This is a genomic window from Rhodanobacter umsongensis (genome assembly GCF_042654965.1).
Lineage (GTDB): Bacteria > Pseudomonadota > Gammaproteobacteria > Xanthomonadales > Rhodanobacteraceae > Rhodanobacter > Rhodanobacter umsongensis.
The window spans coordinates 419,399-432,451 of sequence record NZ_JBHSMK010000005.1; the positions used below are offsets into that span (position 1 = coordinate 419,399).

The window sequence follows — 13,053 nt, forward strand, 5'->3', positions numbered from 1 at the left end:
GGCAACGGTTTCGGTCGCGCTCTGTTGATCCACGACCAACCCGCACTGGCCGGTTCATACGTCGCCAGCATGCCATCTCCGGCGGCGCGCCGATTTGAGCCCGGTCAAGTTCGCGAGCGATGGCTGGCGCCGCTATTCGCGTCGTTTTGCCGCATGCGGCCTGTCCTCACGGCAACACCACAGCCTTGTGCTAAGTTTTCGGGGACCGGAACCCCCATGGCTGGCGGTGCCCGCCCGTGCGAGAGGCGTCGATGGAACCTGCCGCCATTGTGCTCGACCTCAACCAGCTGCGTCGCAGCTGCGGCTCCTGCGCACTGCACGAGCTGTGCCTGCCGGCCGGCATCGGCGTGGCCGACCTCCAGCGGCTGGATGCCACGGTAAAGGACAAGCGCATGCTGGACCGCGGCGCCATGCTGTACCGCGAGGGCGACAAGTTCGATGCGCTTTACGTGGTGCGCTCCGGTTCGCTGAAGACTTTCGTGCAGAACGAGGCGGGGGACGTGCAGATCCTCGCGTTCCACCTGCCCGGCGAGATCATCGGCTTCGACGCGCTGGCATCGGACCGGCACGTCAGCCAGGCGGAGGCGCTGGAGCGCTCCAGCGTCTGCGAGCTGCCCTATGCCAAGCTGCAGCAGGTCGCCAGCGAGGTGCCCGCGCTGCATCGCCAACTGATGCGGGTGATCAGCCGTGAAGTGGTGGAGGAACACCGGCATCTGGTGATGATGGGCCGGCAGCAGGCGCAGGAACAACTGGCCACCTTCCTGCGAAGCCTGGCCGACCGCTACCAGCGCCTGCAGCGCGACAGCACTGCGCTCAACCTGCCGATGTCGCGCTACGACATCGCCAACTATCTCGGCCTGGTGGTCGAAACGGTGAGCCGGCTGTTTTCGCGCATGGAGGAAATGGGTGTGCTCGAGGTCAACCGCAAGTCCGTGCGCGTCCTGCGGCCCGACCTGCTGGCCGGTCTCTGCCGCGCCGATGCCGCATCGAAACGCAAGGACGCCGGCTGAGCTCTCGCGTCACACGCCGCCATCGTCCTTTCACTGCACAGGGGCCTCGCAACGGCAGCGTGACATGGCCACCACTTGACGGAGGTCAACTGGCATCGATCGCTGCCGGCGTACAAATGCATTCGTGCAGAAACCCGGTCGCCGTGCCCGCCAGCCGGGTATCGGAGCCGCGCGATCACCCGCAGCGAGAGTCATGCCATGACCGACATCCCCCAACCCCAAGCCCGCGCTGACGACGCCTCCGCCATCTCCTTCGGGAAGCTGGAAGGCACCCACTGGATCGAATCCCTCACCGACGGCACGCGAGTGCTGATTCGCCCATTGCGGGAAGAGGATCGCGAGCGCGAGGAAGACTTCATCCACCGGCTGTCGCCGGACTCGCGCCGGTTCCGTTTCATGGGCGGATTCAAGGAGGCCAGCCCGGAACTGATCAAGCAGTTGATGGATGTCGACTACGATCAGCGGATGGCCTTTGTCGCGTTGGCCCACGACAACGGCGAGCTGCGCGAAGTCGGTGTGAGCCGCTACAGCGCCACCGACGAACCCGGCCACTGCGAATGCGCGGTGACCGTGGCCGACGACTGGCGCCAGCGCGGCCTCGGCGCGCTGCTGATGCGGCACCTGATCGATCTCGCCCGCAGGAACGGCTTCAAGCAGATGGTTTCACTCGATGCCGCCGACAACGAGGCGATGCGCGACCTGGCCAACTACCTCGGTTTTCATCGCCGGCTCGACCCGGGCGATTCGACCCAGGTCATCCACACGCTGGATCTCTGATCGTTGCCCCGCCGGGATACCGCCATGTCCATGCATCCCCAAAAACACGATGCCGGCATGGCCGACTTCGCCCTCGATCCGGCGGCGTCGTTCGCTCGCCCGGGTGACGTGCTCGCGCTGGTGACCTCGACCGACCCGTGGAGTCCCGCCGCCGTCGCCGGCTCGGCCATAGCGGCGCGCTGGGGCGGCAACCTGACTGGATGTTTCATCGAGCCCTCGGCGCGAATGCTGCGCGACAGCGAGGGCGAGGGCGGCCCCGCCGCACCGGGCCGACTGGCGGAGCCGCATGCCGACGACGTCGACGCCTTTGCCGCCTTCGGCTCGCTCGCGCGGCAATCCGGCGTGGCCGCAGCGACCTGGACCACCAGCGGCGTGGGCGTCGCCCAGACGCTGCGGCATCTCGGCGCCTGGCACGACCTGGCGGTCATCGAGCGGGACATGGTGGCGCAGTCCGGGTTGCTCGACGTACTCGGCGAGGCGATCCTCGGCTGCCAGCTGGCATGCCTGATCCTGCCGCCGCGATGGAACCGGGAAATCCGCTTCGAGCGCGTCGTGATCGGCTGCAACGGCAGCCTCGAATCGATCCGCGCGATCCACGCCGCCATGCCGTTTCTGAGGATGGCCAAGCAGGTGACGCTGATCGATGGCGACGTGCGCGGATCGCGCAATGCGTATGGCCGCCTGCCGCACTTCGATCCGTTCGTCTATCTGCTGCGCCACCACATCACCGCGCGGCCGCAATACATTCGCGCCTCGTCCGATCTGGCCGGCGATCTGCTGCTGAAGGAGGCCCGCGATGGGCAGGTCGACCTGCTGGTGATGGGCGCCTACGGCCAGTCGCCGACGCGCGAACGCTTCTTTGGCGGCGCTACCCGGCAGGTGCTGGAAGGTGCGGACATCCCCGTGTTGATGCGGCACTAGCGGGCGGATGCGCGCGCTGGGGTCCGGCCAGCGCGCAGCGGCTCACTCCGGCAGCAGACCCTGCCCGATCACGCGCAGGCCCGCGGGATCCACGATCTGCAACTCGCGGCCTTCTATCTGGATGAGCTTCTGGATGCGGAAGCGGCTGAGCACGCGGCTCACCGTTTCGGCGGCCAGGCGCAGGTAGTTCGCGATGTCGCCGCGCGACATGCTGAGGTGGAAACGGGTGGCGGAAAAGCCGCGTGCGGCGTAGCGGCTGGCCAGATCCATCAGGAAGGCGGCGACCCGTTCGTCGGCACTGTGATCGCCGGCCAGCAGGCTGGCGGTGCCCAGCTCCTTGCTGAGCATGCGGAACAGGTGCTGCTGCACCGCCGGCACGCGCGAGGCCAGTGCGCTCATCGCCGGGAACGAGAAACGGCAGAAGAAGGTGGTGTCCAGCGCCACCGCGTCGCATGGAAAGTGTTCCGGGTAGATCGCGTTGAGACCGATCACCTCGCCCGGCAGGTAGAAGCCGAGCACCTGCTCGCGGCCTTCCTTGTCGACCATGCGGGTTTTGACGGTGCCGCCGCGCACGGCGAAGATCGCGCGGAACGGATCGCCGGTGCGGAAGATGTGCTCGCCGGCGCGGAACGGCCCGACGTGCTCCACCAGACACTGCAGCTCGGCCAGTTCCGGCTTGTGGTAACCGGCAGCAATGCAGGCACTGGAGAACGCACAGGTGCCGCAGAAATGCGTCTCGTCGCCGTCATCGGCGATCGGGCTGGGCGGATCGGGCAGGCGGCCTGCCGGGTGCTTGGATTGCATGAGGTGATTGGATTGCCAATGGCTGCAAGGGTCAGATCACGCGCGAATATCGCGGAGCCTGCGCTGCGTCGCCCAGATAGGCATCGAAGCACATCGCGATGATACGCAACAGTAACCGTCCCCGCGAGGTCACCCGCAGCGCGCGCGTGTCCTCCTCAAGCAGGCCATCGGCCAGCAAAGGCGCCAGATGCTGCCGTTCGCGCAGGAAATACTCGTCGAACAACAGCCGGTGGCGCGCGCCGAAGGCGCGCTTGTCCAGCATGCCGTGACACATCAGCTCGCCGATCAGCTCGCGCCGGATCAGGTCGTCTTCATCCAGCTGCAGACCGCGCGCCACCGGCAGGCGCCCCGCATCCAGCGCCGCGTAGTAGCCGATCAGGTCGCGTGCGTTCTGGCTGTAGCTGTCGCCGACGCGGCCGATCGCGCTCACGCCCAAACCGACGATGTCGCAATCCCCATGCGTCGAGTAGCCCTGGAAATTGCGCTGCAGCGTGCCCGCGCGCTGCGCCCGCGCCAACTCGTCATCGAAGCGCGCAAAGTGATCCATGCCGATATAGACGTAGCCGGCCGCACCGAGCTTTTCCAGCGCGCAACCGAACAGCGCCAGCCGGGTCGCCGCATCGGGCAGCTCGGCCGCGTCGATCTGCCGCTGCGCCTTGAACATCTCCGGCAGGTGCGCGTAGCCATAGACGGCAACGCGATCGGGCCCCAGCGCCACCACCTGGTCCAGCGTGCGGCTGAAACCGTCGATCGTCTGCAGCGGCAGGCCGTAGATCAGGTCGACGCTGGCCGAACGGAAGTGCGCGGCGCGGGCCGCGTCGATCACCTCGCGGGTCTGCTCGAAACTCTGGATGCGGTTGACCGCCTGCTGCACCGCCGGATCGAAATCCTGGATGCCGACCGAGATGCGGTTGAACCCCAGCTCGCCCAGGGCGTGCACATAGTCGCCATCGGCAAAGCGCGGGTCGATCTCGATGCCGTACTCGCGATCCGCCTCGTGGCTGAAGCTGAAATGCCGCGCGAGCGATTCCATCAGCTCGCGCATGCGCGTGGCGTCGAGGAAGTTGGGGGTGCCGCCACCGAAGTGGAGCTGGCGCACCGGCCGGTCCCGGTCGAACAGCGGCGCGATCAGCTCGATCTCGCGGTACAGCCGTTCGAGGTAGCGATCGGCCTGGCCCACGTCGCGGGTGATCACCCGGTTGCAGCCGCAGTAGAAGCACGGACTCATGCAGAACGGCACGTGCACGTACAGTGAGAGCGGACGTGGAATCGGCTCCTCGTTGGACGTGCGAATCGCCGCGCGCAAGGCTGTCTCGTCGAAGTCGGCCGTGAACTGCGGCGCCGTCGGATAGCTGGTGTAGCGAGGACCGGCCACGTCGTAGCGGGCAATCAACGCGGGATCGAATTCGGGAGGAGCAAGGAAACTGGCCATGTTGCCGAGTCTGTCGAGGCAGTCGCCGGCGTGCCTTGATCCGGATCAACCTGCGCGCCGGTTGCGACAACCTGCCACGGCCACCTCGTGCCCGGCCGCCCCGGCCTGGCGCCGCAGGCGCGCAGCCGAAGCGCGCGGGGTCAGCGGTTGAGCCCTTCGATCCGCTGTTCGATCGAGCCGAAGATCGATGCGCCGGCGGCGTCGGTGATGTCGATCTTCAGGCTGTCGCCGAATTTCATGAACGGGGTCGACGGCTTGCCGTCGCGCAGGGTTTCGACCGTGCGCTGTTCGGCCAGGCACGACGCGCCCTTGCCGGTGTCCTCGTTGGCGATGGTGCCGGAGCCGACGATGGTGCCGGCGGTGAGCGGGCGGGTCTTCGCCACGTGGGCAACCAGCTCGGCGAAGCTGAACTGCATGTCGACGCCGCACTCGGCCTCGCCGAACCACTTGCCGTTCAACCAGGTGCGCATCGGCAGGTGCAGCTTGTCGCCCTGCCAGGCGTCGCCGAGTTCGTCCGGCGTCGCCAGCACCGGCGACAGCGCCGAACGCGGCTTGCTTTGCAGGAAGCCGAAGCCCTTGGCCAGTTCGCCGGGAATCAGGCCGCGCAGGCTCACGTCGTTGATCAGGCCGATCAGCTGGATGTGCCCGGACGCCTGCGCGGGCGTGGCGCCCATCGGCACGTCGTCGGTGACCACGATGACTTCGGCCTCCAGATCGATGCCGTAATCCTCGCTCGGCACCACCACCGGATCGCGCGGGCCGAGGAACCCGGCGCTGGTCGCCTGGTACATCAGCGGGTCGGTGTAGAACGACTGCGGCACCTCGGCGCCGCGGGCGCGGCGCACGCGCTCGACATGCGGCAGGTAGGCGCTGCCGTCGACGAACTCGTAGGCGCGCGGCAGCGGCGACGCGAGCGCTGCGACGTCCACGGCAAAGGCGCCGGCGGCGCGGCCCTCGTTCAAGTCGTCGGACAGCGCATTGAGTCGCGGCGCCGCGTTCGACCAGTCGTCCAGCGCTGCCTGCAGTGTCGGCGCGATGGCGGTGGCACGCACTGCCCGGGTGAGGTCGCGACTGACCACGATCAGCGTGCCGTCGCGACCGCCTTCCTTGAGACTAGCGAGTTTCATTGGGACTCCGGATTGGCAGATCTACAGGCTCTTCTGGATAGTCCGCCAGGGATGGCGGTTTGTTCTTCGCCGTCGGCGAGGACGGCATCCATCAACCACAACCTTCCACGTAATCGACCTGTGGCGGCACACCCACGCGCCATCGCGTCACCCTGCCCGTCGCATCGGTTTCGAACAGCAGCACGCTGTTGCCCTGCGCTGCCGCGACGCGCAGGTATTTTGCGCCAGCCACGTACTTGTGCGGCTGCTCGATGACACGATCGCCGTACAGGCTGCGGATCTGCGCCCCGCTCATGCCGACCTTGCCGCCGCCCGGCGCGATCTCCTTCGCTGTGCCGACGTCGTAACGCACGAAATGACCGCCTTCGAACATGAACGCGAAATCCTCCGGCGCCTTCACCCATCGAGGCCGTTTGCTGACGCAACTCGAACCCGCCGCAGGCGTGGTCGCTTTCAACTCGCCGGCCCACGCCCGGTCGAACGCCGCGTCATCCATGCCGAAACGCATATCGCCATAACCGTCGTAGCGCGCCAGCGAAGCGGGCTGCGCGGGCGCGGCGGGTACCGCGGGAGCGACGGCCGAGTTGACCGCGGCCGCGGGCGCCACTGGACGGTCGGGACTGCCACAACCGGCCAGCACCGCCGCACATGCCAGGACAAGGCCGACGCGCATCATGGCTTGCTGCCGCCATCGAAATGCCTGGCGATTCCCTGCCAGCATTCGTGGTAGTTCGCCTGCAGTTGCGGCGAAGCCAGCGCCTGCCGGGTGGGGCGGATCACCTTGCGCGTCTCGAACATGAAGGCCATGGTGCCGCCGATCACATCCGCTTTCGACAGGTCGGCCTGCGACGCCTTCTCGAACGTGGCCGCGTCCGGGCCGTGCCCGCTCATGCAGTTGTGCAGGCTCGCGCCGCCGGGCACGAAGCCCTCGGCCTTGGCGTCGTACACGCCGGTGATCAGGCCCATGAACTCGCTGGCCACGTTGCGATGGAACCACGGCGGCCGGAACGTGTGCTGCGCCACCAGCCAGCGCGGCGGGAAGATCGCGAAATCGATGTTCGCCGTGCCCGCGGTGTCGCTGGGCGAGGTCAGCACGGTGAAGATCGACGGATCGGGGTGGTCGTAGCTGATCGAGCCGATCGTGTTGAAGCGGCGCAGGTCGTACTTGTACGGCGCGTAGTTGCCGTGCCAGCCGACCACGTCCAGCGGCGAGTGATCGATCTTCGCCGACCACAGCGCGCCCTGGAATTTTGCGACCAGCTCGAACGCGCCGTCGCTATCCTCAAACGCTGCATGCGGCGTCAGGAAGTCGCGTGCATTGGCCAGACAGTTCGAACCGATCGGGCCCAGATCCGGCAGGCGCAGCAGCGCGCCGAAGTTCTCGCAGACGTAGCCACGGGCCTCATCGCCGGGCAGCTCGACGCGGAAACGCACGCCGCGCGGAATCACCGCGATCTCCTGCGGCTCGATCTCCAGCACGCCCAGTTCGGTGGCCAGCCGCAAGCGGCCCAGCTGCGGAACGATCAGCAGCTCGCCGTCGGCGTCGTAGAAGAAGCGGCCGTGCATCGAACGATTGGCCGTATAGCCGTGTATACCGATGCCCGCCTGCTCGGCGGGGCCGCCATTGCCGGCCAGGGTCATCAGGCCGTCGACGAAGTCGGTCGGCGCGGACGGCAGCGGCAGCGGATCCCAGCGCAGCTGGTTCGGCGTGGCGGGCGCTTCGTCGAAACGGTTGTGGAAGGTGGCATGCGCCAGCGGCTGGAACGGCTCATGCACCGCCGCCGGACGGATCCGGTACAGCCAGCTGCGCCGGTTCGCGTGGCGCGGCGCGGTGAACGCGGTGCCGGACAGCTGCTCCGCATACAGGCCGTGCGCCACCCGCTGCGGCGAATTCTGCCCCTGCGGCAGGGTGCCTGGAATGGCCTCGCTGGCGAACTCGTTGCCGAATCCGGACTGGTAGCCGTTGCTGACGATCATCGCCATGGGAACTGCTCCTTACAGGAACCCGCGCTTCATCTGGTCGCGCTCGATGGACTCGAACAGCGCCTGGAAATTGCCCTCGCCGAAACCCTCGTTGCCCTTGCGCTGGATGATCTCGAAGAAGATCGGGCCGATCGCGTTCTGGGTGAAGATCTGCAGCAGCTTGCGCTGCTTGGTCTCCAGGTCGGCGTCGATCAGGATCTTGTTCTTCGCCAGCCGCGCCACGTCCTCGCCGTGGTTCGGCACGCGCTCGTCGATCACCTCGAAATACGCATCCGGTGTATCGAGGAATTCCACGCCGGCGGCGCGCATCTTCTCCACCGTCGTGTAGATGTCGTCGGTGAAGCAGGCGATGTGCTGGATGCCCTCGCCGTGATACGCGTCGAGGTATTCGTTGATCTGGCTCTTCGGGTCGTTCGACTCGTTCAGCGGGATGCGCACGATGCCGTCCGGCGCGGTCATCGCCTTGGAGACCAGGCCGGTCTTGGCGCCCTTGATGTCGAAGTAGCGGATCTCGCGGAAGTTGAACAGCCGCTCGTAGTAGTCCGACCACTTCTGCATGTTGCCGAAGTACAGGTTGTGGGTCAGGTGGTCGATGAAGGTCAGGCCGAAGCCTTTCGGGTGCGGGTCGGCGCCTTCGATCGCCTCGTAGTCGGCGTCATAGATGCTGCCCACGTCACCGTAGCGGTCGATCAGGTACAGCATGCAGTCGCCGATGCCCTTGATCGCGGCCGCGTTCACCGCCTTGCTGGCTTCCTTGTGGTCGATCTTTTCGCCACCGTTGTCGAGCACCGCCTGCAGCACCTGTACGCCGGGCTTGCGGAAGCGGATGGCGAAACCGCAGGCACTGGGACCGTGCGCCTTGGCGAAGTCCGCCGCGAACGAGTCCGGATCCTCGTTGACCAGGAAATTCACTCCGTTCTGCCGATATACCGTGATCGGCCGCGTCTTGTGTTTCAGCACGGCCGTGAAGCCCATTCGCTTGAACTGGTCGTGCAGTTCATCGGCGCGACCGACCGGGGCAGCGAATTCGACGAACTCGAAACCGTCGATACCCATCGGGTTCTCGAACGTGGTGACCTGCATGCCAAGATTCGGCTGGGCGTTCATGGCGCTCTCCTGCGGTGCGTTGTCGCTAAGCTGGGTGCGGGCAGCGCCGCGCAATGCGCAGCGATGCCACGTCGGGACAATCCATCCATCTTTATAGTTTCGTATGAAACCATTTGCAAGGAGCACGGCAGCCGTGTCCGTCAAGCGCAAGCCCACACCCGCCACCGAAGAACATGCGCCGCTGCAGCTGGAGCATTTCCTGCCGTATCGGCTGTCGATCCTGTCCAATACGATCAGCCAGGCGATCGCCGACGACTATCAGCAACGCTACGACCTCAGCGTGACCGAATGGCGCGTGATGGCGGTGCTGGCGCGTTTCGAGGGGCTCTCCGCCCGCGAGGTGGCCGAATGCACCGCGATGGACAAGGTGGCGGTGAGCCGCGCGCTGGCGCGCCTGGTCGAGGCCGGGCGGGTCAGCCGCGGCATGCACGACAACGACAAGCGCCGCTCGGTGCTCGACCTCACCGAAGCGGGCTGGGCCATCCACGACGAGGTAGCGCCGATGGCCCGCGCACGCGAGCGCGAGGTGCTGGCAAGGCTCGATGCCGAGGAGCGCGCGTGGCTCACGCGCATCCTGGACAAACTGCTTTCCTGACCGGAACCGGGCGACCCGCGTTCAACGCGCCCCGTGCATCAGCTTGTTGATCAGCGGCGCGGCGAGGAACAGCAACGCACCTGGAATCACCAGCAGCCAGAAGCTGAACGTGAAGCCGCCCAGCGCCGACTGCACCGTCATGCCGGTTTCGCCGCTGACGTGCCCGGCGAAGATGCCCGACAGGTTGTTGCCGATGCCGGTGGAGAGGAACCAGCCACCCATGGCGAAGCCGACCATGCGCACCGGCGCGAGCTTGGTGGTCATCGACAGGCCGATGGGAGACAGGCAGAGCTCGCCGACGACCTGCATCACGTAAACCAGGACCAGCGGCCAGAACGGAATGTGGCCGCTGTCGTCGACCAGTTGCGACAGCGCATACATCAGCACCGTGAACGCCAGCGCGTTGAACAGCAGGCCGAGGCCGAACTTGCGCGGAATCGACGGCTCCGCGCCGCGCCGATCGGTCCAGGCCCAGGCGATCGACACCAGCGGCGCCAGCAGCACGATCGCCAGCGGCGCGATCGACTGGAACCAGCCGACCGGAAATACCCAGCCGCCGAACATTTTCCGGTCCACGATGTTCTGCGCCAGGAAATTGAATGAACTGCCGGCCTGTTCGTAGAACATCCAGAACAGCACGTTGAACGCGAAGATCAGCAGCATCGCGATCACCCGGTCGCGCTGCACCTTGCCTTCGCGGACGCCCTCGACCAGCAGCATCAGCGACAGTCCGACGAACATCACGCTGAGCAGCCACTGCAGGAAGATCGCGCCGGCCTTCGCCATCAGCAGATACACCAGCGGCGCGGCCAGCACGCAACCGATCAGCACGTACAGCATGCGCATGCGGCTGGCCTGCTCCGGCGCCGGCTGGCCGATGCCCTTGAGCTGCGGCCGCCCGACCAGGAACCACACCAGGCTCACCAGCATGCCGATGCCCGACGCCAGGAACACCAGCTTGTAGTTCTGCTGCATGGGCGTACCGGTGAAATGGCTGGCCAGCCAGCCGGTCAGCAGCGGCGCCACCAGCCCGCCGCCATTGATGCCCATGTAGAACAGGGTGAAGCCGCGGTCGCGGCGCGGGTCGCCCAGCCCATACAGCCGCCCCACCAGCGAGGAGATGTTGGGCTTGAACAGGCCGTTGCCCACGATCACCGTGGACAGGCCGAGCAGGAACACCTGCTGGTTCGGCCACATGATCATGAACAGCCCGGCCGCCATCACCACCGCACCAACCAGGATCGAGCGCTGATAGCCCAGCACCTTGTCCGCCACGTAACCGCCAAACACCGCCGCCGCGTACACCAGCGCGAGGTACGCGCCATAGATGCGGCTGGCCGGGGCCTGTCCGGAGGGATCGCCGCCGAAGAATTCGGCCACGATGTAAAGCGTCAGCGCCCAGCGCACGCCGTAGAACGCGAAGCGCTCCCAGAATTCGGTCATGAAGAGCATCCACAGCGGGCGCGGATGGCCGAGCAGCTGGGGAAAATCGGGCGCGGCGCGCGGCGTCGTCTTGGTGGCCTGGTTCATGGACTTCCCCGGTAATGGGTCGGCACCTCGCGTGCGGACCCGCAATTTCTTGCGAGAAGGTGTACCCGGCGACTGCACCGTGCGTCAAATGCACCGCAGCACGACCGTCGATCCGGCGGCATGTGCCGCGCCGATGAAAGGGCGACCCGGGGGCGCCGGTGCCCCGCCCCGATCAGCGCACGCCGTGCATCAGCTTGTTGATCAACGGCGAGATCAGCAAAAGCAACGCACCGGCACCGGCCAGCAGCCAGAAGCTGAAAGTGAAGCCGGAGAGCGCCGACGCCGCGGTCATGCCGCTGTCGCCGCTGATGTGGCCGGCCAGCAGCCCGGACAGGTTGCCGCCCACCGCCAGCGAAAGAAACCAGCCCCCCATCGCCAGGCCAACCAGCCGCGGCGGTGCCAGCTTGGTCACCATCGACAGGCCGATCGGCGACAGGCACAACTCACCCACGGTCTGCAGCACGTAGCACAGCACCAGCGGCCAGAAGGGGATCAGCCCACGGCCATCGAGCAGTTGCGACAAGGCATACATCAACACCGCGAAACCCAGCCCGTTGAAGACCAGGCCCAGGCCGAACTTGCGCGGTATCGAAGGCTCGCGCCGGCGTGCCGCGAGCAGCGCCCACACCAGACTCACCAGCGGCGCCAGCAGGATGATCGCCAGCGGACTGACCGACTGGAACCAGCCCACCGGAAACTCCCAGCTACCGAACATCTGCCGATCGACCAGGTTCTGCGCCAGGAAATTGAACGACGTGCCCAGCTGAAAATAGAACATCCAGAACAGGATGTTGAAGGCGAAGATGATCAGCATCGCCACCACGCGGTCGACCTGCACCCGGCCATGCCTGACCGCCTCGACCAGCAGCATCGCCGCGACGCCGCCGAACAACACGCCCAGCATCCATGACAGTCCGGCGGTGACGAACGCCAGCAGCAGATACACCAGCGGCACCGCGACGATCATGCCAATCAACACCCACGCCACACGCGCCCGGCCGGCCGCCTCCGGCGCTGGACGCCCCACGCCTTGCAGGCCGCGTCGTCCAAACCAGAACCACAGCAGGCTCAGCAGCATGCCGACACCGGCGGCGCCGAACACGATGCGGTAGTTCTGCTGCATCGGTGTATCGGTGAAATAGCTGGCCATCCAGCCGGTCAGCAGCGGCGCCAGCAGCGCGCCACCGTTGATGCCCATGTAGAACAGGGTGAAGCCGCGATCGCGGCGAGGATCGTCGCGGCCATACAACTGCCCCACCATGGTGGAGATGTTCGGTTTGAACAGCCCGTTGCCGACGATCACCATCGCCAGGCCGACCAGGAAGACCTCGCGGCTCGGCAGCATGACGACGAACAACCCCAGCGCCATCACCAGCGCGCCGAGCAGGATCGAGCGCTGGTAGCCAATCACCTTGTCCGCCACGTAGCCGCCAAAGATGCTGGAGGCGTAGATGAGTGCGGTATACGCGCCGAAGATGCTGCTGGCCCAGGCCTGGCCGGAGGCGTCGCCGTTGTAGAAATGCGCCACGATGTACAACGCCAGCGCCCAGCTCACGCTGTAGAACGCGAAGCGCTCCCAGAACTCGGTCATGAACAGCATCCACAGCGGGCGCGGATGGCCCAGCATCTGCGGATAGTTCGGTGCAGCGCTTGTTTCGGCAGCCTGGTTCATGGGTTCCCCTGTGTGGTCCGGGTCGGTGCGGCACGTGCGCCCAGAATCGCGATTCATGCCGGAAGGTGCAACCGTTGCCCGCGCGCCGCGCCAAA

General features: G+C 66.5%; 12 protein-coding genes. 4 read left to right on the forward strand and 8 right to left on the reverse strand.

All coding sequences use genetic code 11. From position 1 onward, the window contains the following. Positions 1-251 precede the first annotated feature (251 nt). From ACFPME_RS11005 to ACFPME_RS11015, 3 genes are all read left to right on the forward strand, one after another. Positions 252-1,010, forward strand: coding sequence for a cyclic nucleotide-binding domain-containing protein (locus tag ACFPME_RS11005; RefSeq protein ID WP_377305148.1), 759 nt, complete (start codon positions 252-254; stop codon positions 1,008-1,010). A gap of 198 nt (positions 1,011-1,208) precedes the next feature. Continuing rightward, complete coding sequence (locus ACFPME_RS11010) at positions 1,209-1,787, forward strand: GNAT family N-acetyltransferase (RefSeq protein ID WP_377305150.1); 579 nt, start codon at positions 1,209-1,211, stop codon at positions 1,785-1,787. A gap of 24 nt (positions 1,788-1,811) precedes the next feature. Next, entirely contained in the window at positions 1,812-2,708 is an 897-nt protein-coding gene (locus tag ACFPME_RS11015) for a universal stress protein (protein WP_377305152.1), read from the forward strand. Positions 2,709-2,750: 42 nt separating this feature from the next. Here the strand turns inward: ACFPME_RS11015 and ACFPME_RS11020 are convergent, their stop codons facing one another. The 6 genes from ACFPME_RS11020 to hppD form a co-directional block, all read right to left on the reverse strand. After that, entirely contained in the window at positions 2,751-3,512 is a 762-nt protein-coding gene (locus tag ACFPME_RS11020) for a helix-turn-helix domain-containing protein (protein ID WP_377305154.1), read from the reverse strand. A 31-nt stretch (positions 3,513-3,543) separates the two neighbouring features. Next, positions 3,544-4,944, reverse strand: a complete 1,401-nt coding sequence (hemN, locus tag ACFPME_RS11025) for an oxygen-independent coproporphyrinogen III oxidase (protein ID WP_377305156.1) — start codon at positions 4,942-4,944, stop codon at positions 3,544-3,546. Positions 4,945-5,084: 140 nt separating this feature from the next. Beyond that, a complete protein-coding gene (locus tag ACFPME_RS11030; protein ID WP_377305158.1) occupies positions 5,085-6,071 on the reverse strand; it encodes a fumarylacetoacetate hydrolase family protein in 987 nt (328 codons plus the stop codon). Between the two features lie 91 nt (positions 6,072-6,162). After that, the gene (locus ACFPME_RS11035; RefSeq protein WP_377305161.1) at positions 6,163-6,747 is read right to left on the reverse strand and encodes a lectin; all 585 of its coding nucleotides are present in this window, start codon (positions 6,745-6,747) and stop codon (positions 6,163-6,165) included. After that, positions 6,744-8,054, reverse strand: coding sequence for a homogentisate 1,2-dioxygenase (hmgA, locus tag ACFPME_RS11040; protein WP_377305163.1), 1,311 nt, complete (start codon positions 8,052-8,054; stop codon positions 6,744-6,746). Before hmgA ends, ACFPME_RS11035 begins: the two co-directional genes overlap by 4 nt. A gap of 12 nt (positions 8,055-8,066) precedes the next feature. Next, positions 8,067-9,137 (reverse strand): 4-hydroxyphenylpyruvate dioxygenase, encoded by a 1,071-nt coding sequence (hppD, locus tag ACFPME_RS11045; RefSeq protein WP_377305435.1) that lies wholly within the window; start codon positions 9,135-9,137, stop codon positions 8,067-8,069. Positions 9,138-9,294: 157 nt separating this feature from the next. Here hppD and ACFPME_RS11050 point away from each other — a divergent pair, with 157 nt between their 5' ends. Next, complete coding sequence (locus ACFPME_RS11050; protein WP_377305165.1) at positions 9,295-9,756, forward strand: MarR family winged helix-turn-helix transcriptional regulator; 462 nt, start codon at positions 9,295-9,297, stop codon at positions 9,754-9,756. Between the two features lie 21 nt (positions 9,757-9,777). Here the strand turns inward: ACFPME_RS11050 and ACFPME_RS11055 are convergent, their stop codons facing one another. Beyond that, positions 9,778-11,286, reverse strand: a complete 1,509-nt coding sequence (locus ACFPME_RS11055; protein WP_377305167.1) for a peptide MFS transporter — start codon at positions 11,284-11,286, stop codon at positions 9,778-9,780. A 172-nt stretch (positions 11,287-11,458) separates the two neighbouring features. Further along, the gene (locus tag ACFPME_RS11060) at positions 11,459-12,958 is read right to left on the reverse strand and encodes a peptide MFS transporter (RefSeq protein ID WP_377305169.1); all 1,500 of its coding nucleotides are present in this window, start codon (positions 12,956-12,958) and stop codon (positions 11,459-11,461) included. Positions 12,959-13,053 lie beyond the last annotated feature (95 nt).

Bases quoted from the DNA above. Each gene is read 5' to 3' on its own strand.
- ACFPME_RS11005 (WP_377305148.1), top strand. From the start codon at position 252: ATGGAACCTGCCGCCATTGTGCTCGACCTCAACCAGCTGCGTCGCAGC.
- ACFPME_RS11010 (WP_377305150.1), top strand. From the start codon at position 1,209: ATGACCGACATCCCCCAACCCCAAGCCCGCGCTGACGACGCCTCCGCC.
- ACFPME_RS11015 (WP_377305152.1), top strand. From the start codon at position 1,812: ATGTCCATGCATCCCCAAAAACACGATGCCGGCATGGCCGACTTCGCC.
- ACFPME_RS11020 (WP_377305154.1), bottom strand. From the start codon at position 3,512: ATGCAATCCAAGCACCCGGCAGGCCGCCTGCCCGATCCGCCCAGCCCG.
- hemN (WP_377305156.1), bottom strand. From the start codon at position 4,944: ATGGCCAGTTTCCTTGCTCCTCCCGAATTCGATCCCGCGTTGATTGCC.
- ACFPME_RS11030 (WP_377305158.1), bottom strand. From the start codon at position 6,071: ATGAAACTCGCTAGTCTCAAGGAAGGCGGTCGCGACGGCACGCTGATC.
- ACFPME_RS11035 (WP_377305161.1), bottom strand. From the start codon at position 6,747: ATGATGCGCGTCGGCCTTGTCCTGGCATGTGCGGCGGTGCTGGCCGGT.
- hmgA (WP_377305163.1), bottom strand. From the start codon at position 8,054: ATGGCGATGATCGTCAGCAACGGCTACCAGTCCGGATTCGGCAACGAG.
- hppD (WP_377305435.1), bottom strand. From the start codon at position 9,137: ATGCAGGTCACCACGTTCGAGAACCCGATGGGTATCGACGGTTTCGAG.
- ACFPME_RS11055 (WP_377305167.1), bottom strand. From the start codon at position 11,286: ATGAACCAGGCCACCAAGACGACGCCGCGCGCCGCGCCCGATTTTCCC.
- ACFPME_RS11060 (WP_377305169.1), bottom strand. From the start codon at position 12,958: ATGAACCAGGCTGCCGAAACAAGCGCTGCACCGAACTATCCGCAGATG.